16 protein-coding genes are annotated in these 18,548 nt (G+C 69.7%); 11 read left to right on the top strand and 5 right to left on the bottom strand.

The window, feature by feature from the left end; all coding sequences use genetic code 11:
- The first annotated feature begins 81 nt into the window (after positions 1–81).
- Positions 82–1,530, top strand: coding sequence for a gamma-aminobutyraldehyde dehydrogenase (locus OG700_RS09160; protein WP_405611651.1), 1,449 nt, complete (start codon positions 82–84; stop codon positions 1,528–1,530).
- A 227-nt stretch (positions 1,531–1,757) separates the two neighbouring features.
- A complete protein-coding gene (locus OG700_RS09155) occupies positions 1,758–2,303 on the top strand; it encodes an HXXEE domain-containing protein (RefSeq protein WP_405611648.1) in 546 nt (181 codons plus the stop codon).
- Between the two features lie 123 nt (positions 2,304–2,426).
- On the opposite strand, the gene OG700_RS09150 is transcribed toward OG700_RS09155, so the two are convergent.
- Together OG700_RS09150 and OG700_RS09145 are read right to left on the bottom strand one after the other, a co-directional pair.
- The gene (locus tag OG700_RS09150; RefSeq protein WP_405611645.1) at positions 2,427–3,152 is read right to left on the bottom strand and encodes a glycerophosphodiester phosphodiesterase; all 726 of its coding nucleotides are present in this window, start codon (positions 3,150–3,152) and stop codon (positions 2,427–2,429) included.
- Complete coding sequence (locus OG700_RS09145) at positions 3,149–4,174, bottom strand: adenosine deaminase (RefSeq protein ID WP_405611642.1); 1,026 nt, start codon at positions 4,172–4,174, stop codon at positions 3,149–3,151. The genes OG700_RS09150 and OG700_RS09145 overlap by 4 nt, the downstream gene beginning before the upstream one ends.
- A 161-nt stretch (positions 4,175–4,335) precedes the next feature.
- On the opposite strand from OG700_RS09145, the gene OG700_RS09140 reads away from it, so the two are divergent.
- The gene (locus OG700_RS09140) at positions 4,336–5,052 is read left to right on the top strand and encodes a hypothetical protein (RefSeq protein WP_405611639.1); all 717 of its coding nucleotides are present in this window, start codon (positions 4,336–4,338) and stop codon (positions 5,050–5,052) included.
- A gap of 68 nt (positions 5,053–5,120) precedes the next feature.
- Here OG700_RS09140 and OG700_RS09135 read toward each other — a convergent pair whose 3' ends face one another.
- Positions 5,121–5,681 carry an NADAR family protein gene (locus tag OG700_RS09135; RefSeq protein WP_405621538.1) on the bottom strand — a complete coding sequence of 187 codons (561 nt, stop codon included), beginning with the start codon at positions 5,679–5,681 and terminating at the stop codon, positions 5,121–5,123.
- A 233-nt stretch (positions 5,682–5,914) separates the two neighbouring features.
- Between OG700_RS09135 and OG700_RS09130 the strand changes: the two genes are divergently transcribed.
- The 8 genes from OG700_RS09130 (at position 5,915) to OG700_RS09095 (ending at position 15,972) form a co-directional block, all read left to right on the top strand.
- A complete protein-coding gene (locus OG700_RS09130; RefSeq protein ID WP_405611636.1) occupies positions 5,915–7,492 on the top strand; it encodes a gamma-aminobutyraldehyde dehydrogenase in 1,578 nt (525 codons plus the stop codon).
- Positions 7,493–7,530: 38 nt separating this feature from the next.
- A complete protein-coding gene (locus OG700_RS09125) occupies positions 7,531–8,778 on the top strand; it encodes a PotD/PotF family extracellular solute-binding protein (protein WP_405611633.1) in 1,248 nt (415 codons plus the stop codon).
- A gap of 172 nt (positions 8,779–8,950) precedes the next feature.
- Positions 8,951–10,117 carry an ABC transporter ATP-binding protein gene (locus OG700_RS09120; RefSeq protein ID WP_405611630.1) on the top strand — a complete coding sequence of 389 codons (1,167 nt, stop codon included), beginning with the start codon at positions 8,951–8,953 and terminating at the stop codon, positions 10,115–10,117.
- Positions 10,114–11,067, top strand: coding sequence for an ABC transporter permease (locus tag OG700_RS09115; RefSeq protein ID WP_405611627.1), 954 nt, complete (start codon positions 10,114–10,116; stop codon positions 11,065–11,067). The genes OG700_RS09120 and OG700_RS09115 overlap by 4 nt, the downstream gene beginning before the upstream one ends.
- Positions 11,067–11,861: an ABC transporter permease gene (locus OG700_RS09110; protein WP_405611624.1), complete on the top strand. Its 795-nt coding sequence runs from the start codon at positions 11,067–11,069 to the stop codon at positions 11,859–11,861. The genes OG700_RS09115 and OG700_RS09110 overlap by 1 nt, the downstream gene beginning before the upstream one ends.
- Positions 11,862–11,886: 25 nt before the next feature.
- Positions 11,887–13,302, top strand: coding sequence for an NAD(P)/FAD-dependent oxidoreductase (locus tag OG700_RS09105; RefSeq protein WP_405611621.1), 1,416 nt, complete (start codon positions 11,887–11,889; stop codon positions 13,300–13,302).
- A gap of 183 nt (positions 13,303–13,485) precedes the next feature.
- Positions 13,486–13,995, top strand: coding sequence for a hypothetical protein (locus OG700_RS09100; protein ID WP_405611618.1), 510 nt, complete (start codon positions 13,486–13,488; stop codon positions 13,993–13,995).
- A 189-nt stretch (positions 13,996–14,184) separates the two neighbouring features.
- On the top strand, positions 14,185–15,972 hold the full coding sequence (locus tag OG700_RS09095) for a chitinase (RefSeq protein WP_405611615.1): 1,788 nt from the start codon (positions 14,185–14,187) through the stop codon (positions 15,970–15,972).
- Positions 15,973–16,113: 141 nt separating this feature from the next.
- Here OG700_RS09095 and OG700_RS09090 read toward each other — a convergent pair whose 3' ends face one another.
- Together OG700_RS09090 and gabT are read right to left on the bottom strand one after the other, a co-directional pair.
- Entirely contained in the window at positions 16,114–16,977 is an 864-nt protein-coding gene (locus OG700_RS09090) for a phosphatase PAP2 family protein (RefSeq protein WP_405611612.1), read from the bottom strand.
- Positions 16,978–17,212: 235 nt separating this feature from the next.
- On the bottom strand, positions 17,213–18,547 hold the full coding sequence (gene gabT, locus OG700_RS09085) for a 4-aminobutyrate--2-oxoglutarate transaminase (RefSeq protein ID WP_405611609.1): 1,335 nt from the start codon (positions 18,545–18,547) through the stop codon (positions 17,213–17,215).
- Between the last annotated feature and the right edge of the window lies 1 nt (position 18,548).

Genomic DNA, 18,548 nt, shown 5'->3' with positions numbered 1-18,548 from the left:
GTCGAAAGCGTCGGCGGACCGCTTAAGGTGGGTGTCTCACCCATCGGACATCGGGCATGACTTCTGTAAGGAGGGGTGGCAGTGACCACCGAGCTGCGCCGTCTGCGTAACTACATCAACGGGGAGTTCCGGGACGCGGCCGACGGGCGGACCATCGAGGTGGTCAACCCGGCCACGGGCGACGCCTACGCCACGTCCCCGCTCTCCGGCCAGGCCGACGTCGACGCCGCGATGGAGGCCGCCGCGGCGGCGTTCCCGGCCTGGCGCGACACCACCCCGGCCGAGCGTCAGAAGGTGATGCTCAAGATCGCGGACGCGATCGAGGAGCGCGCCGAGGATCTGATCGCCGCCGAGTCGGAGAACACCGGTAAGCCGCTCGAACTGACCCGCACCGAAGAGATCCCGCCGATGGTGGACCAGATCCGCTTCTTCGCGGGTGCGGCGCGGATGCTCGAAGGCCGTTCGGCCGGCGAGTACATGGACGGTTTCACCTCCATCGTGCGGCGTGAGCCGGTGGGCGTCTGCGCGCAGGTCGCGCCGTGGAACTACCCGATGATGATGGCCGTGTGGAAGTTCGCCCCGGCGCTCGCGGCGGGCAACACCGTCGTACTGAAGCCGTCCGACACCACCCCCGCCTCCACGCTGCTGATGGCGGAGATCATCGGCGCGATCACACCCAAGGGCGTCTTCAACGTCATCTGCGGCGACCGCGACAGCGGGCGCGCGATGGTCGAGCACGCGACTCCGGCGATGGTCTCGATCACCGGCTCCGTACGGGCCGGGACGCAGGTCGCCGAGTCCGCCTCCAAGGACGTCAAGCGTGTGCATCTGGAGTTGGGCGGCAAGGCGCCCGTCGTGGTCTTCGAAGACCTCGACAGCGAGGCGATCGCCAAGGCGGTCGAGGACATCTCGGTCGCCGGCTTCTTCAACGCCGGGCAGGACTGTACGGCGGCGTGCCGCGTCCTGGTGCACGAGTCGATCCACGACGAGTTCGTGACGGAGCTGGCCAAGGCCGCCGCCGACACCAAGACCGGTGGTCCGGACGACGAGGACGTGCTGTACGGGCCGCTCAACAACGCCAACCAGCTGAAGCAGGTCTCGGGCTTCATCGAGCGGCTGCCGGCCCACGCCAAGGTCGAGGCGGGCGGTCACCGGGTCGGCGACAAGGGGTACTTCTACGCGCCCACCGTCGTGTCGGGTCTCAAGCAGGACGACGAGATCATCCAGAACGAGGTGTTCGGGCCTGTCATCACGGTTCAGTCGTTCACGGACGAGGCGCAGGCGCTGGAGTACGCGAACGGGGTCGAGTTCGCCCTCGCCTCCTCGGTGTGGACGAAGGATCACGGGCGCGCGATGCGTATGTCCAAGAACCTGGACTTCGGCTGCGTGTGGATCAACACGCACATCCCGCTGATCGCCGAGATGCCGCATGGCGGTTTCAAGAAGTCGGGCTACGGCAAGGACCTGTCGGCGTACGGCTTCGACGACTACACGCGTATCAAGCATGTGATGACGTCGCTCGACGCGTGAGGTGCGAGAGCTGAGGCGTCGCGGGCGTCGGTGATCGGCGGTCGTCGGCTGTCGGCTGTCGGATCGATCGCGGGGGCGTCGTTTCGGCGCGCCCGGCCGTCAGCTCGTCGGCTCGTCAACTGGCGAATACGTCGCCCGAGTTGCTGTCCCCGGGGCGGGGCACGGACACGACACCGGTCCGTACCCCGCCTCGTCCGTCGCGGGCCGCGTTTGAGAGAGTCTGAGACATGACCGACATACGCGTACACGGCGAACGGGTGGGTCCCGCCGTGACTCTGGGACTGCTGGCGGCCTGGGTTCTGCACGACGCCGAGGAGCTGGCCACCGGACCCCGCTGGATCAGCGAGAATCTGCCCGCGCTGCGCGAGCGCTTCACCGGCGTACCGGAGCCGGTGTGGGGCGCCATGGCCGCCGTCGAACCGCGTGAATTCGCCGTGGCTGTCGGGGTGATGGGCACGTTCGTCGCCTCCGCCGCCGTCGCGGGGCACCGTACGGGGGGCCGGTCCGGCTTCTACCAGGGAGCGCTCGACGGATTCGGCCTGCACGGTCTGGTGCATCTCGCCCAGGCCGCCGCCGTACGCGGGTACACGCCCGGCTCCGTCACGACGCCGCTGGTTGTGGTGCCGTTCACGCTGTGGGCGCGGGGGCGGCTGCGGCGGGCCGGCGTGCTGAAGCCGGCCCGGGCACGTGACGTCGCGCTGGGACTGGCCGTGGCCGCAGGCGCCACCGCCGTCTCGCATGCCGTGGCGCGCAGGCTCGTCGGGAGCCGCTGAACTCCGGCCCCGTTCGAAGCAGTTGGGGTAAGCGCAGTTGGGGTGAGCCCCACCGGGTCCTCGGGCGCTGGAGGACGGGCGCCGGAGGACCTGCCTGCCTCCTGCCCTCCCGCGCGTCCCCTCTCAAGCCTTCGGCGGCACCGGCCGGCCGGTGCGGAGCAGATTCGCGAGCGTGTCGATGCGGTTGGTGGTGATCGAGTCGACTCCCGCCCCGACCAGGCGTCGCATGCTCCGCCCGGTGTCGGCCGTCCAGGCGGAGACCAGCAGCCCGTCGCCGTGAACCCGCTCCGTCAGCTCTCGACTCACCAGACCGAAGCGGTAGTTGAGCCAGCGGGGCCGTACCGCTTCGAGCAGCACGGGGCGCGGCGGGGCCAGCGACTGCCACGTCATCGCGATCTCGGCGCCCGGGTCGGCGGCGCGTACGGCGAGCATCGCTTCGGCTCCCGCGCAGTAGTACACCCGCTCCGCCGCGCCGCATTCGCGCACCGTCCCGACCACCGCCCGCACCGTCGCCGTCGTGGCGCCGGGCAGATCGATCATGAGGCGCGCGTCCCCCACCGGCCGTGGCGCCAGCAGTACCTCGTGGAGCGTCGGCACGCCGCCCCGTGTCAGGGTGCGCAGCTCGGCGTCGGTGACATCCGTGACCCGGCGGTCGTGTCCCCAGAGCCGTTCCAGCGAGGAGTCGTGAAGCAGGACGGGCACCCCGTCGCACGTGACCCGTACGTCGACCTCCACGGCGTCGGCGCCCCGTTCCAGGGCGGAGCGGACCGAGGGAAGGGTGTTCTCACGGACGCGGTAGGGGTCGCCTCGGTGCCCGACGGCCACGACGGCGCCCCGTGCGGCCGTCACTTCGCGAGCCACTGTGCGGTGTACGTGTCGATCTCGGCGGTCAGCCGGTCCTTGCCGGCCTGGTCGAGGAACGACGCCTCGACGGCGCCCCTCGCGAGCCCCGCCACCCCCTGTTCGTCCAGCTCCAGCAGCCGCGCCGCGACCGCGTACTCGTTGTTGAGGTCGGTGCCGAACATGGGCGGGTCGTCGCTGTTGACCGTCACGAGCACGCCCGCCGACACGAGCGTCCTGATCGGGTGCAGCTCGATGTCGGTGACCGCTCGGGTGGCGACGTTGGAGGTGGGGCAGACCTCCAGGGGGATGCGGTTCTCGGCGAGGTGCGCCATCAACTCCACGTCCTGGGCGGAGCTGATGCCGTGACCGATGCGTTCGGCGCGCAGATCCTTCAGGGCGTCCCACACCGTTCCGGGCCCCGTCGTCTCGCCCGCGTGCGGCACGGAGTGCAGCCCCTCGGCGATCGCCCGGTCGAAGTGGGGCTTGAACCGGGGCCGTGCTACGCCGACTTCCGGACCACCGAGACCGAAGGACACCAGCCCCTCGGGACGGAGGTCGACGGCGAGCCGCAGGGTCTCGTCCGCGGCCTCCGGGCCGGCCTCGCCCGGAATGTCGAAGCACCACCGCAGTACGACTCCGAACTCGGCCTCCGCCGACTTGCGCGCGTCCTCGATCGCCTCCATGAAGGCCACTTCGGGGATGCCACGCCGGGTCGAGCTGAAGGGGGTGATCGTCAGCTCGGCGTAGCGGATGTTCTGCCGCGCCATGTCGCGGGCGGTCTCGAACGTCAGCAGCCGGACGTCCTCCGGGGTGCGGAGCAGATCCACGACGGAGAGATAGACGTCGATGAAGTGCGCGAAATCAGTGAAGACGAAGTAGTCGGCCAGCGCCTCCGGGTCGGTCGGCACCTTGGAGCCAGGGTGCCTGGCGGCCAGTTCGGACACGATCCGGGGGGAGGCCGAGCCGACGTGATGGACATGCAGTTCGGCCTTGGGCAGCCCTGCGATGAAGGGATGAAGGTCGGTCATCGGGTCCTCCGCGTACTGAGCGGCGGCGGAAACGGTGTCGCCGTCCGCCGGGCAGGACATCCCCCTGCCCAGGGCTTTACCGGACAGGGATCATCGTAGGCGGGGCGGACGGCGTGCTCGGCAGAGGCCTTAGCATGACGGAATCACGATGGGGGAGGACCATGTCAGACAGCAGCCCGCAGTCGCCGGGCGCCGGCGAGCCGAGCGATCCCTGGGCGCCGCCGGAGCGCGGGGTGCCCCTGGACAAGCCGGCGCAGACGCCGCGGCCCGTCCAGGACCAGCCGCCGGCCCCGCCCGTTCACGACCAGTTGACCGTCACCTCGATGCCCGGTGCGGGGCCGGCGCCGGGCGCCGGCGTCGGGCCCGTCTCCGGAGCCGTACCACCACCGCCGATAGCCCCCGGGGGACCGGCCCCGACGACTCCCGGTCCGTACGGCTACCCGGGCGCACCCGCCGGTTCCCCGTACCCGGGGGCGTCCTATCCGGGATACCCGGGATACCCCGGCTATCCGGGATACGGCCAAGGCGGTTGGCAGCCCGGCCCGGCGAACGGCATGGGTGTCGCGGCGATGACGCTCGGCATCCTCTCGATCTGCCTGTTCTGCCTGTACGGCGTCGTCGGCATCGTGCTCGGCATCCTCGCCGTGATCTTCGGCGTCGTCGGCAGGAAGCGCGCCGAGCGGGGCGAGGCCACCAACGGCGGTCAGGCTCTGTCCGGGATCATCACGGGCGCCATCGGCATCGTCATCGGCGCGGTCGTCACCGGGCTCATCATCTGGGGCATCACCGGCGCGTTCGACGACGACACCAGTGAGTACGACTACGACAGTGGGACCGACGGCTACTCCGCCATGCTTCTCGTGGACGCCCGCCACTGATCCCGCCCGCCACTGGTCACGTCGGCCGGCCGGTTGCCCGTCGGGCGGCGTGCCTCAGGCGACGACGGTCAGGCCGTCGCCGCGTCCGTACGGAGCCGTTCACGCGCCTCCATCAGGGCGAAGCCCAGCAGATTGAGCCCCCGCCAGCGCGCGGGATCCTGCGCCCGCTCGTCGTCCGCGGCCAGTCCGATGCCCCATATCCGGTCCATCGGACTGGCCTCGACGAGCACCCGGTCACCGGTGCGCAGCAGGTAGTCGCGCAACTGGTCGTTCTGCCGGAACTTGTGGACGCCGCCTTCCACGACGATGCCGGACCGCTCGCGCTCCCACACTGCTTCGTCGAACCCCCGCACCAGCCGCCCGGCCTTCTTCGCCAACGCCGGACCGGACGCGGCCAGCGCCTTCCGCTCGGCCTCCGCGTCGTCGAATAGCCGGGCCTTGGCCGCCATCATCCAGTGCTCCGCCGTCGCGTACTCCACCCTGTCGACCGCGAACGGTGACTGCCACCACTGGCTGAGACAACTCGCGCCGACGACGCCGTCCCGCCGCGGGGCGTGCCCCCAGAAATACAGGTACTTGACCTTCTCGCCGCGGCCCGTACGGTCGATCAGCTCGGCAACTGTGATCATTCCCATGTACGTGATTCTGCCCGTCACCACTGACAGTCCGTATGCCGATCAAGGTGATGGAGCGACAGATGGTCAACCGATTCCGTCGCGTAATCAAAAGGCAACAACGGAATCACTTGTTGGACGCCCTGTGCTCTGTCAGTATCGGCACTCAATTCAAGCCAGAACAACATCCACGGCGTCGGGACATCCCACGGGACGTCCAGGGCGACAGCCGGAACACGGAGGGCGCCATGGGAAACCGCTTCGCCGCACAGGACCGCTTCGCGGAAGGTGCGCAGTTCATCGACGGACGGCTGTGTCCCGGTACCTCGGGGCGTATGTACGCCGTGGTCAACCCGGCGACGGGCGAGGAACTGCTCACGTACGAACTGGCGGGGGCGGCCGACGTCGACGCGGCCGTCGCCGCCGCGCTCGCCGCGTATCCGGGCTGGGCCGGTACCACGCCGGGGGGGCGTTCCGAGGCGCTGCACCGGTTCGCCGCCGTACTCGCCGACCGGGCAACGGAATTCGCGGAGGCCGAGTCCCTCCAGTGCGGAAAGCCGATCAAGCTCTCCACGGAGTTCGACGTTCCGGGGACCGTCGACAACGCCGCCTTCTTCGCCGGCGCGGCCCGGCACCTCGACGGCGCGTCGGCGGGTGAGTACAGCGGCGACCACACCTCCTACGTACGCCGCGAGCCGATCGGTGTCGTCGGCTCCATCGCGCCCTGGAACTATCCGCTCCAGATGGCCGCCTGGAAGATCCTTCCGGCCGTCGCCGCGGGCAACACGATCGTGCTGAAGCCCTCCGAGCTGACGCCGTTCACCTCACTGATGTTCGCCCAGGCGGCACAGGAGGCGGGCATCCCCGACGGCGTGATCAACATCGTCAACGGTGCGGGTGCCGACGCGGGCGAGCGCCTCGTCGGCCATCCCGATGTCGTGATGACGTCCTTCACCGGTTCCACCGCCGTCGGCAGGCGCGTCGCCGAGATCGCCACGGCCACCGTCAAGCGGCTGCATCTGGAACTCGGCGGCAAGGCCCCGTTCCTGGTCTTCGACGACGCCGACCTGGAGGCCGCCGTCCAGGGCGCCGTCGCCGGCTCGCTCATCAACACGGGGCAGGACTGCACGGCCGCCACCCGTGCCTACGTCCAGCGTCCGCTCTACGACGCCTTCGTGAGCGCCGTGGCGGCGCTGATGGAGACGGTGCGCCTCGGTGACCCGTTCGCCCCGTCGACCGACATGGGACCGCTGATCTCGCACGCGCACCGTGACCGGGTCGCGGGCATCGTCGACCGGGCACGCGGATACGCCCGCGTCGTCACCGGCGGCACCGCGCCGGGCGACGGCTGGAACGGCGACGACGGGGGCGCCGGCGACAGCGGCGCCGACGCGGCGCGGGCCGCCGGCCCCGCCGACGGCGCGTACTACCGCCCCACCCTCGTCGTGGACGCCGCCCAGGACAGCGAGATCGTCCAGTCGGAGGTCTTCGGCCCCGTCCTGGTCGTCCTGCCCTTCGACTCCGACGACGAGGGCATCCGCCTCGCCAACGACACCCCGTACGGCCTCGCCGCCTCCGTCTGGAGCCGCGACGTGTATCGCACGGGGCGCGCCACCCGCGAGATCAAGGCCGGCTGTGTCTGGGTGAACGACCACATCCCGATCATCAGCGAGATGCCGCACGGCGGGTACAAGGCCAGTGGTTACGGAAAAGACATGTCGGCGTACTCGTTCGAGGAGTACACACAGGTCAAGCATGTGATGTACGACAACACCGCGGTCGTCAGGAAGGACTGGCACCGCACTGTTTTCGGGGACCGTCTCTAACTCTCCTCTCCCTCTCCTCACCCGAAAGGGCACCGCCCATGGAGCAGTACGAGCCCGACCGTCTCTCCGCGGCCCAGATAGCCGCGACGCGTCGCAGCCTCAGCAACGGCAGGGGCGCGCTCAGCCGCCGTTCGCTGCTGCGCGCCACCGGCGCCGGGGCGCTCACGATCGGCGGCGTGGCAGGCCTCGCCGCCTGCGGGATTCCGCCCGCGAAGGGGGAGAGCGGCGGCCCGGCGTCCACCGATCACTCGGCGAAGGAGAAGCGTGTCGTCTTCTCCAACTGGACCGAGTACATGGATGTCAGCGAGAACGAGAAGAGCTATCCCACCCTGGAGGCGTTCACGAAACGCACCGGCATCCAGGTGAAGTACACGGCGGACATCAACGACAACGTCGAATTCTTCGGCAAGATCCAGCCGCAGCTCGCGGCCGGCCAGGACACGGGGCGCGATCTCATCTGCGTCACCGACTGGCTCGCCGCCCGCATCATCCGGCTCGGCTGGGCGCAGAAGCTCGATCCCGCCAACTTGCCCCACGCGTTCGCGAATCTGTCCCAGCAGTTCCGCTCGCCCGACTGGGATCCGGGACGCGCGTACTCGTATCCGTGGACCGGTATCCCGTCCGTCATCGCCTACAACACGAAGGCGACGGGGGGCCGCAAGGTCGAGTCGATCTCGCAGCTGCTCGACGATCCGGACCTCAAGGGGCGGGTGTCGTTCCTCTCCGAGATGCGCGACTCCATCGGGCTGACCCTGCTCGACATGGGCAAGGACCCGGCGTCGTTCTCCGACGACGACTTCGACGGTGCCGTCGCCCGTATCCAGAAGGCCGTCGACAAGAAGCAGATCCGCCGCTTCACCGGCAACGACTACACGGCGGACCTCAGCAAGGGCGACATCGCGGCATGCGTTGCCTGGGCCGGTGACATCGTGCAGCTCCAGGCGGACAACCCGGACATCCAGTTCGCCGTCCCGGAGTCCGGCTACATGATCTCCAGTGACAATCTGCTGGTCCCGGCGAAGGCACGGCACAAGACCAACGCCGAGAAGCTCATCGACCACTACTACGAGCTTCCGATCGCCGCGCAGCTCGCGGCGTACATCAACTACGTCTGCCCCGTCGAGGGCGTTCGTGCGGAGCTCGCGAAGATCGACGAGTCGATGGCGTCCAACCCGCTGATCCTCCCGGACGCGGCGATGGCGTCGCAGTCCCACGCCTTCCGCTCGCTGAGCGGTGAGGAAGAGACGGCGTACGAAGAGAAGTTCGCCAAGCTCATCGGTGCCTAGCCGGCCTGCCTGCCCGCCGGTCGGTAGTCAGCCGGTCGGCAGCCAGTCAGCAGCCTGACAGGCCACGCGGCCACGCGGCTACGCGGCCGCCAGGACGTACGGCCGCCGGCCGCAGGGGCCCACGCCCCGTCCACTCCGCTCCGCTCCTCCCAAGCCCCCGGGATCGTTACCCATGACTGAGACCGCATCCACCGACCGGGGCGGCGACGACGTCCGCCTCACCGGGATAAGCAAGTCGTACGGCTCCTTCCACGCCGTGAAGCCCCTCGACCTCACCGTGCCCGAGGGCTCCTTCTTCGCCCTTCTCGGCGCCTCGGGCTGCGGCAAGACCACCACGCTGCGGATGATCGCCGGCCTGGAGGACCCCACCTCCGGATCGGTCTTCCTCGGCGACAAGGACGTCACCGGCCTGCCGCCGCACAAGCGCCCCGTCAACACCGTTTTCCAGAGTTACGCGCTCTTCCCGCACCTCGACATCTACGAGAACGTCGCCTTCGGCCTGCGCCGTCGGGGCATCAAGTCGGTGAAGAAGCAGGTCGGCGACATGCTCGACCTCGTCCAGCTCGGCGACTTCGCGAAGCGCAAGCCGCACCAGCTCTCCGGCGGCCAGCAGCAGCGTGTCGCCGTGGCCCGCGCGCTCATCAACCATCCGAAGGTGCTGCTGCTCGACGAGCCACTCGGCGCGCTCGACCTCAAGCTGCGCCGCCAGATGCAGCTGGAACTCAAGCGCATCCAGACGGAGGTCGGCATCACCTTCGTGCATGTCACGCACGACCAGGAGGAGGCCATGACGATGGCCGACACGGTCGCCGTGATGAACGCGGGGCGGGTCGAGCAGCTGGGCGCGCCGGCGGAGCTGTACGAGAATCCGCAGACCACTTTCGTCGCCAACTTCCTCGGTACCTCCAACCTCATCGAGGCCGACGTCGCGGAGAAGACCGGCGACGTGGTGGTGGTGACGTCGGCCGGCGTGAAGCTCAGGCTGCCCGCCGACCGCTGCACGGCGCAGGTCCCGGACGGGGGCAGGCTGCTCGTCGGCGTACGCCCCGAGAAGATCTCCCTCGCGCACGCGGAGGACGAGGGCGCCGTCCCCGCGGGCCGCAACCGGATCACCGGGCGCATCGTCGACTCCAGCTTCATCGGGGTCTCGACCCAGTACGTCATCGACAGCCCCGTCTGTGCGGAGTTGGAGGTGTACGCGCAGAACATCGAGCGCGACAGCCGGCTCGCTCCCGGGGCCGAGGTGGTCCTGCACTGGAACCCCGCGCACACCTTCGGACTCGACGCGGCCCAGGACATCGACGCGGGCGTCAAGACGGTGGACGAGGAGGGAGCGTGACCGCCACGGCAGCACCACCGGCGCCGGCCACACCACCGGGACCACCCACACCACCGGTCACCGCGGCGGCGGTACGCAAGGTTCCGCGCCGTAAACGCCTCGTCCCGTACTGGCTGTTGCTGCCCGGCATCCTGTGGCTGCTGATCTTCTTCGCGCTGCCGATGGTCTACCAGGCGTCGACCTCCGTACAGACTGGCTCCCTGGAGAAGGGTTTCGAGGTCACCTGGCACTTCCAGACCTACTGGGACGCGCTCCAGGAGTACTACCCGCAGTTCCTGCGCTCCCTGCTGTACGCGGGCACCGCCACCGCCCTGTGTCTGCTGCTCGGCTACCCGCTGGCGTACCTCATCGCCTTCAAGGCCGGCCGGTGGCGCAACCTCCTGCTGGTCCTGGTCATCGCCCCGTTCTTCACGAGCTTCCTGATCCGTACGCTCGCCTGGAAGACGATCCTCGCGGACGACGGCGCCGTGGTCGGGGCGCTGGACACCCTTCGGGTGCTGGACGTGACCAGCTGGCTCGGCTGGACGGCCGACGACCGCGTCCTGGCAACGCCCATGGCGGTCGTCTGCGGCCTCACGTACAACTTCCTGCCGTTCATGATCCTGCCGCTCTACACCTCACTGGAGCGCATCGACGGCCGGTTGCACGAGGCGGCCGGAGACCTCTACGCGAGGCCGTCGACGACCTTCCGCAAAGTCACCGTCCCGCTGTCCATGCCGGGCATCGTCTCCGGCACGCTGCTGACCTTCATCCCGGCGAGTGGCGACTACGTCAACGCGGAACTGCTCGGCTCAACCGACACCAAGATGGTCGGCAGCGTGATCCAGAGCCAGTTCCTGCGCGTACTCGACTATCCGACGGCGGCGGCCCTCTCGTTCATCCTCATGGCGGTCGTGCTGGTCGTGGTCACCGTCTACATCCGCCGTTCAGGGACGGAGGACCTGGTCTGATGCGCTGGATCCGACGCAATGTGATCGTCGTCGCGGGCCTGCTCACGCTCGCGTACATGATCCTGCCGAACCTCGTCGTGATGGTGTTCTCCTTCAACACGCCGAAGGGGCGCTTCAACTACACCTGGCAGACGTTCTCGCTGGACGCCTGGAAGGATCCGTGCGGCGTCGCGGACCTCTGCGGATCGCTGACGCTCTCGTTCCAGATCGCCGTCTGGGCGACGATCGGGGCGACCGTCCTGGGCACCATGATCGCCTTCGCGCTGGTCCGCTTCCGCTTCCGGGCGCGCGGTGCGATCAACTCGCTGATCTTCCTGCCGATGGCGATGCCCGAGGTCGTCATGGCCGCCTCGCTGCTGACTCTATTCCTGAACATGGGGGCGGAGTTGGGCTTCTGGACCGTCCTCATCGCCCACATCATGTTCTGCCTCAGCTTCGTCGTGACGGCCGTCAAGGCGCGGGTCATGTCCATGGATCCGAAGCTGGAGGAGGCGGCGCGCGACCTGTACGCGGGGCCGGTGCAGACCTTCGTACGGGTCACCCTGCCGATCGCCGCACCGGGCATCGCGGCGGGCGCGCTGCTCGCCTTCGCTCTCTCGTTCGACGACTTCATCATCACCAACTTCAACGCCGGCTCGTCCGTCACCTTCCCCATGTTCGTCTGGGGATCGGCGCAGCGTGGCACGCCGGTGCAAATCAACGTCATCGGGACTGCGATGTTCGCCATCGCGGTACTGATGGTGATCGGCGGCCAGCTGGTCAGCAACCGGCGCAAGAAGGCCGCGACACCCTGAGCGGGACCTGAAGGAGTTGGAAGACATGGCCCCTGGAGCCATGCGTACAGCAGCCGCCTCACTCACCGACGCGCAGCCCGTCGCCTACTGGCTCGACGACCCCGGCAGGCCGGGCGCGGTGCCCGCCCTCGCGGGCGACGAAATCTGCGACCTGCTCGTCGTCGGCGGCGGCTACAGCGGCCTGTGGACCGCGCTCCTCGCCAAGGAGCGCGACCCGCACCGCGACGTGGTCCTGATCGAGGGCCGCGAGGTGGGCTGGGCGGCCTCCGGCCGTAACGGCGGCTTCTGCTCCGCCTCGCTCACCCACGGCCTCGCCAACGGGCTCAGCCGCTGGCCCGGCGAGCTGCGGGCGCTGGAGGATCTCGGCGAGAGCAATCTCGACGGCATCGAGTCGGCCGTCGAACGCTACGCCATCAACTGCGACTTCGAGCGCACCGGCGACATCGCCGTGGCCACCGAGCCCCACCAGCTCGAAGATCTCCGCGATCTGTACGCGGAGGCGACCGCGTCCGGCTTCACCGGTCTGGACCTTCTCGACGCCGAGGCGGTCCGCGCGGAGGTCGACTCGCCGACATTCCTGGGCGGCCTGTGGGACCGGCGCGGCGTCGCCATGCTGAACCCGGCCAGGCTCGCGTGGGGACTGAAGCGGGCCTGCCTCGACCTCGGCGTACGGATCTACGAGAACACGCCGGGTCTCGAACTGGCCCGCTCCGGCCCCGGTATGGCCGTCCGCACGCCGTACGGCCGCGTCCTGGCCCGCCACGTCGCGCTCGGCACGAACGTCTTCCCGTCCCTGGTGCGGCGCGTACGCCCGTACACGGTGCCCGTCTACGACTACGCCCTGACGACCGAACCTCTTACCGCGGATCAGCTCGGCGCGATCGGCTGGAAGAAGCGGCAGGGGCTCAGCGACGGCGCCAACCAGTTCCACTACTTCCGGATCACCGCGGACAACCGCATCCTGTGGGGCGGCTACGACGCGATCTATCCGTACGGAGGACGCCTCGACGCCGCCCTCGACCACCGCCCCGCGACCTATCTCAAGCTCGCCTCCCACTTCTTCGAGTGCTTCCCTCAGTTGGAGGGGCTGCGGTTCAGTCACGCGTGGGGCGGGGCCATCGACACCTGCTCGCGGTTCTCCGCCTTCTTCGGTACGGCGCACGGCGGGCAGGTCGCGTACGCCGCCGGGTACACCGGTCTCGGTGTCGGCGCGACCCGCTTCGGCGCCGACGTGATGCTCGACCTGCTCGCGGGGGACCGGACGGAGCGCACGGAGCTGGAGATGGTCAGGACGAAGCCGGTGCCGTTCCCGCCGGAGCCGGCCGCCTGGGCCGGTATCGGGCTCACCAAGTGGTCGCTGGCCCGCGCGGACGCCAGGGGCGGGCGGCGCAACCTGTGGCTGCGGGCCATGGACCGGGTGGGGCTCGGCTTCGACAGCTGATCCCGGTGGGCCTCCTCCTTACGGACGGCGACTTCCCGGAGCGTTGTCGCGTTGTGACTCCCTCCGTGGTGATGTGATCCACATCACCAACGACTGCCGGCCTGAACTCGCGTAATGATCCGGCGCCACATCCCTCTCCCTCTGTGGACGCACTGTCCAACAACGTGGAGCGGAGGCCGCATGATGACTGACTCGGGGGCCCACTCGGGGGCGAGGATCGCGCTGGAGTGGCTGGCGTCGGTGGCGCCCGATCCCGACGCCTGCCGGTGGGAATGGGAGCGGAACCCGCACGGGGTCGCTCTCCTTCCTGCGGGGAAGCGCTGGGACGTCCTGATCCTCCCCGGCGAGCTGGGGTATCCGACGCTCGACGTGCTGACCCGCCTCGTGGACCGGCCAGGCCCCGTCCTGGCCGATTTCGGGGACGCGCGGCTCGGATTCTTCGTGCCGCCGGGCACCGTCGCCCGCTGGATCGGTACGGGGGTACGGGGCGCGGGCGGTGGCACCTGGATCGTCGTCCCGTATCCCGGGCGCACCGGTGGGGGCGTCCGCTGGCTGGTCCCGCCCGACGGCTCGGGCACGCTCACCGACCCGCCGTTGCTGGAGCTGGCGATGCACGAGGCGGCGGCCGGGATCGCGGGGGGTGCCGGCGGCGGCGCGGTCGGTGGGGACGGGGGTGACGGCCGCGAAAGCTGAGGGTCGGGTGTGGCGGGCGCGCCCCGTCGCGGCGCCGGGGCGGCTGGGGCGGTCGGAGCCGTGGAGCGTCAGAGGTCTTGACAACTTGATTGGTCTGGACCATCTTGTGCCCGGCTCGGTCACTCAATTCCGCCATGCCCGGAGGCAGTTGTGGAACGCAACAGACGACCTTCTCGGTACGCCAGACTGGTGGCCGCTCTCGCGGCGGCCGTACTCACCGCCTGCGGTCTCGTCGTGTCCGCCGAGACGGCACGCGCGGCCGACGCGGACGTCGCCACCAACGGCGGCTTCGAATCCGGCCTCACCGGCTGGAGCTGTACCGGCGGCAGCGGCGTGACCGTCAGCACCCCCGTCCACGGCGGCACGGCCGCGCTGAAGGCCACCCCGGCGGGCAGCCACAACGCGAAATGCGCCCAGACCGTCACGGTCCGGCCCAACTCCGCGTACACGCTGAGCGCCTGGGTCCAGGGAAGCTACGTCTACCTCGGCGCCGCCGGCACCGGCACCACCGACGTCTCAACATGGACCCCGTCCGCGGCGAGTTGGCAGAATCTGACCACATCCTTCCGCACCGGTCCCGCCACCACGTCCGTGACCCTCTACACCAACGGCTGGTACGGAACCCCCGCGTACCACGTCGACGACCTCAGCCTCGTCGGGCCCGGCGGCGAGACCGGGCAGCCGCCCGCCGTCCCCGCGGGGCTCAGCGCCTCGACGGTCACCGCGTCATCGGTCGGCCTCACCTGGTCTCCCGTGGCGGGCGCGACCGGCTACACGGTGCACCGTGACGGCGCCCCGGACGTGAACGTCACCGCCACGTCGGCCACCGTCACCGGACTCAGCCCGGCGACCGCCTACCGCTTCCAGGTCTCGGCGACCAACGCCGCGGGGCGCTCCGCGCTCTCCACGGCCGTCACCGCCACCACCCAGACCGGGGGAGGGGGCGGCAACGGGGCGGAGCTCCCCGCCCACGCCCTGGTCGGCTACCTCCACTCCAGCTTCGCCAACGGCTCCGGCTACACCCGCATGTCCGACGTGCCCGCCTCGTGGGACGTGATCAACCTCGCCTTCGGCGAACCGACATCGGTCACATCGGGCGACATCCGCTTCAGCCTCTGCCCCGTCGCCGAATGCCCGAACGTCGAATCCCCCGCCGAGTTCAAGGCCGCGATCAAGGCCAAGCAGGCGGCGGGCAAGAAGGTGCTCATCTCCATCGGCGGTCAGAACGGTCAGGTCCAGCTCGCCTCGACCGCCGCACGCGACGCCTTCGTGAGCTCCGTGTCAAAGATCATCGACGAGTACGGCCTCAACGGCCTGGACATCGACTTCGAGGGCCACTCGCTCTCGCTCAACACCGGCGACACCGACTTCCGTAACCCCACGAGCCCCGTCATCGTCAACCTGATCTCCGCCGTGAAGACCCTGAAGGCCAAGTACGGGGCGGACTTCGTCCTCACGATGGCGCCGGAGACGTTCTTCGTACAGCTCGGCTACCAGTTCTACGGATCCGGTCCCTGGGGCGGCCAGGACCCGCGCGCCGGGGCGTACCTCCCCGTCATCCACGCCCTGCGCGACGACCTCACACTGCTGCACGTCCAGGACTACAACTCCGGGCCGATCATGGGGCTCGACAATCAGTACCACTCGATGGGCGGCGCCGATTTCCACATCGCGATGACCGACATGCTGCTCACCGGCTTCCCGGTGGCCGGCGACACCACCAAGGTCTTCCCCGCGCTGAACCCTGCCCAGGTCGCGATCGGGCTCCCGGCGTCGTCGCAGGCGGGCAACGGCCACACCGCCCCGTCGGAGGTGAACAAGGCCCTGGACTGTCTGACGAAGAAGACCAACTGCGGGTCGTACCAGACACACGGCACATGGCCCACGCTGCGCGGCCTGATGACGTGGTCGATCAACTGGGACCGCTTCAACCAGTGGGAGTTCTCGCGGAACTTCGACGCCTACTTCGGAAGCTGAGCCGACATGGCCTGAGCCAACCCGAGTCGGGTCAAGCCGAGTCACGTCGAGCCGGCCCAACCCGAGTCGAGTCAAGCCGAGTCACGTCGAGCCGGCCCAAGCCGAGGCGGGTCAATCGGCGCCGATTCGGCCCGCCCCGCGCTACTCCCCGTCCGCCCCCGTGTCGGCGGCCCTGCGGTTGTCGACCCACCGCAGGGCCGCCACCAACAGGGCCAGCAGCATGCCGCAGAGCAGCCAGCTGCCGAGGACGTCCAGCGGCCAGTGGTAGCCCCGTAGCACCAGTCCGATGCCCGTCGCCGCAGTGAGCACCACGGCGACGGGCATCGCCCACGTGCGCCCCGTACGGGGGCTCAGCAGCAGCGCGGCGCCGCAGTAGGCGACCGTCGCCGTCGCCGTGTGGCCGGACGGGTAGTAGCCAGGATCCGCCGTGAGCGGCCCCGGCCGGTCGATCCACAGCTTGAGTGGCAGCACGAGCACCGGAACGGCGGCCATGGTCAGCGCGACCGCCACCGCTCGCGCACGGTGCCCCCGCCAGGCCGCGTACCCGACCGCGACGGCCAGGACGGGCACGGCCACCGCCATGCCGCCGAGATCGGCCAGGAACTCCGTCAGCCCGGTGGGGCCGCGTCCGAAGGCCGTGCGCCCCAGGCGCTCGTCGGCGGCACGGAGCGGGCCACCGGCGACGACCTGCCAGGTGACGAGGGCGAAGAGAACGGCGCACAGAGTGAACGCCCCGAGAGGGGCGGAGGGTCCGAAGGGGCCGGCGGAGCCGAAACGCCCGGAACGGAATGTCGGCCGCCCCGGAACAGGGGGGGTAGTTCCGAGACGGCCGCCGGGACCGGGTCGCCGCGCGCCCCGGGGGGTTTGGGGCGGGCGGCCGTCCGATCGGTGAGGCATTCCGGAGCTGGATGCTCCAGTGCGTCCGAAGACGCGACCAGGACGGTGCTGGGGACGCGCCGTCGTGGGGTCGCCCGCAGTCTCCTGCGAGCGGGGTGCTTCTTTCATCTGCCGAAACCGTACGTCAGGGCTGTGGGGTCCGACAGCGGGAGAGTGAACCCGCCATCGGCCCCGCACAGCTTCTTCACAGGCCCCGCCCCGGGGACCGGCCCCGTGCGGGGCCGGTGGAGCCCCCTCCTACGGAGGCGATGACGCCGACCAGTCCGTACGCCGCCCACGGACCGTGGCGGGAGCGGCCGGCGCCGAGAGCGGCGCCCATCGGGCTCGGGCTCCGACCGGGCCTTCAGACCCCGGCGAGCGCCTGCTCCAGGATGTCCAGGCCCTCCGTAAGGAGGTCCTCACCGATCACCAGCGGCGGCAGGAAGCGGAGCACGTTGCTGTACGTGCCGGTGGTGAGCACCAACAGCCCTTCCATGTGGCACGCCTTGGCGAGGGCGGCGGTCGCCTCCGGGTTCGGCTCCTTGGTGTCCCGGTCCTTGACCAGTTCGATCGCCAGCATCGCGCCACGGCCCCGTACGTCGCCGATGACGTCGAACTTCTCGGCCATCTCCTTGAGACGAGGCTTCATGATCTCCTCGATGCGCCTGGCCTTCGAGACGAGGTCCAACTCGCGCATCGTCTCGATGGCACCGAGCGCGGCGGCGCAGGCCACCGGGTTTCCGCCGTACGTTCCGCCGAGGCCGCCCGAATGCGGGGCGTCCATGATCTCGGCGCGGCCCGTGACGGCGGCGAGCGGCAGACCGCCCGCGATGCCCTTCGCCGTGGTGATCAGGTCGGGTACGACGCCCTCGTCCTCGCACGCGAACCACTGCCCCGTCCGGCAGAAGCCGGACTGGATCTCGTCCGCCACGAAGACGATGCCGTTGTCCTTGGCGAACTTCGCGATCGCGGGCAGGAAGCCCTTCGCCGGCTCGATGAAGCCACCCTCGCCGAGCAGCGGCTCGATGACGATCGCCGCGACGTTGTCCGCGCCGATCTGCTTGCTGATCTCGTCGATGGCCTGGGCGGACGCCTCGGCGCCCGCGTTCCGCGGGCCGGTCGGCCAGCGGTAGCCGTACGCCACGGGGACCCGGTAGATCTCCGGGGCGAACGGACCGAAGCCGTTCTTGTACGGCATGTTCTTCGATGTCAGCGCCATCGTGAGGTTCGTACGGCCGTGATAGCCGTGGTCGAAGACCACGACCGCCTGCCGCTTGGTGTAGGAGCGCGCGATCTTCACAGCGTTTTCGACGGCTTCGGCGCCCGAGTTGAACAGTGCGGACTTCTTGGCGTGGTCGCCCGGGGTCAGCTCGGCGAGCTGCTCACAGACCTCCACGTAGCCCTCGTAGGGCGTAACCATGAAACAGGTGTGGGTGAAGTCGGCGAGCTGGGCCGTGGCGCGGCGTACGACGGCCTCGGCCGAGGAGCCGACGGACGTCACGGCGATGCCGGATCCGAAGTCGATGAAGCTGTTGCCGTCCACGTCCTCGACGACGCCGCCACTCGCGCGGGCGGCGAAGACGGGCATCACGGACCCCACGCCGGCGGCGACCGTGGCGGTACGGCGGTTCTGCAGCTCCAGCGACTTGGGACCGGGGATGGCGGTGACGACGCGCCGCTCCTGCGGGATTGCGGTCATG

Source organism: Streptomyces sp. NBC_01508 (assembly GCF_045040315.1).
Classification (GTDB): domain Bacteria; phylum Actinomycetota; class Actinomycetes; order Streptomycetales; family Streptomycetaceae; genus Streptomyces.
The sequence above is the reverse complement of the archived record's forward strand: the minus strand, read 5'-3'. Positions and strand labels throughout refer to the sequence as shown.

Excerpts from the sequence above, each read along its gene's own strand:
- OG700_RS09155 (WP_405611648.1), top strand. The coding sequence starts at position 1,758 with ATGACCGACATACGCGTACACGGCGAACGGGTGGGTCCCGCCGTGACT.
- OG700_RS09145 (WP_405611642.1), bottom strand. The coding sequence starts at position 4,174 with ATGACCGACCTTCATCCCTTCATCGCAGGGCTGCCCAAGGCCGAACTG.
- OG700_RS09140 (WP_405611639.1), top strand. The coding sequence starts at position 4,336 with ATGTCAGACAGCAGCCCGCAGTCGCCGGGCGCCGGCGAGCCGAGCGAT.
- OG700_RS09135 (WP_405621538.1), bottom strand. The coding sequence starts at position 5,681 with ATGATCACAGTTGCCGAGCTGATCGACCGTACGGGCCGCGGCGAGAAG.
- OG700_RS09130 (WP_405611636.1), top strand. The coding sequence starts at position 5,915 with ATGGGAAACCGCTTCGCCGCACAGGACCGCTTCGCGGAAGGTGCGCAG.
- OG700_RS09125 (WP_405611633.1), top strand. The coding sequence starts at position 7,531 with ATGGAGCAGTACGAGCCCGACCGTCTCTCCGCGGCCCAGATAGCCGCG.
- OG700_RS09120 (WP_405611630.1), top strand. The coding sequence starts at position 8,951 with ATGACTGAGACCGCATCCACCGACCGGGGCGGCGACGACGTCCGCCTC.
- OG700_RS09110 (WP_405611624.1), top strand. The coding sequence starts at position 11,067 with ATGCGCTGGATCCGACGCAATGTGATCGTCGTCGCGGGCCTGCTCACG.
- OG700_RS09105 (WP_405611621.1), top strand. The coding sequence starts at position 11,887 with ATGGCCCCTGGAGCCATGCGTACAGCAGCCGCCTCACTCACCGACGCG.
- OG700_RS09100 (WP_405611618.1), top strand. The coding sequence starts at position 13,486 with ATGACTGACTCGGGGGCCCACTCGGGGGCGAGGATCGCGCTGGAGTGG.
- OG700_RS09090 (WP_405611612.1), bottom strand. The coding sequence starts at position 16,977 with ATGAAAGAAGCACCCCGCTCGCAGGAGACTGCGGGCGACCCCACGACG.
- gabT (WP_405611609.1), bottom strand. The coding sequence starts at position 18,547 with ATGACCGCAATCCCGCAGGAGCGGCGCGTCGTCACCGCCATCCCCGGT.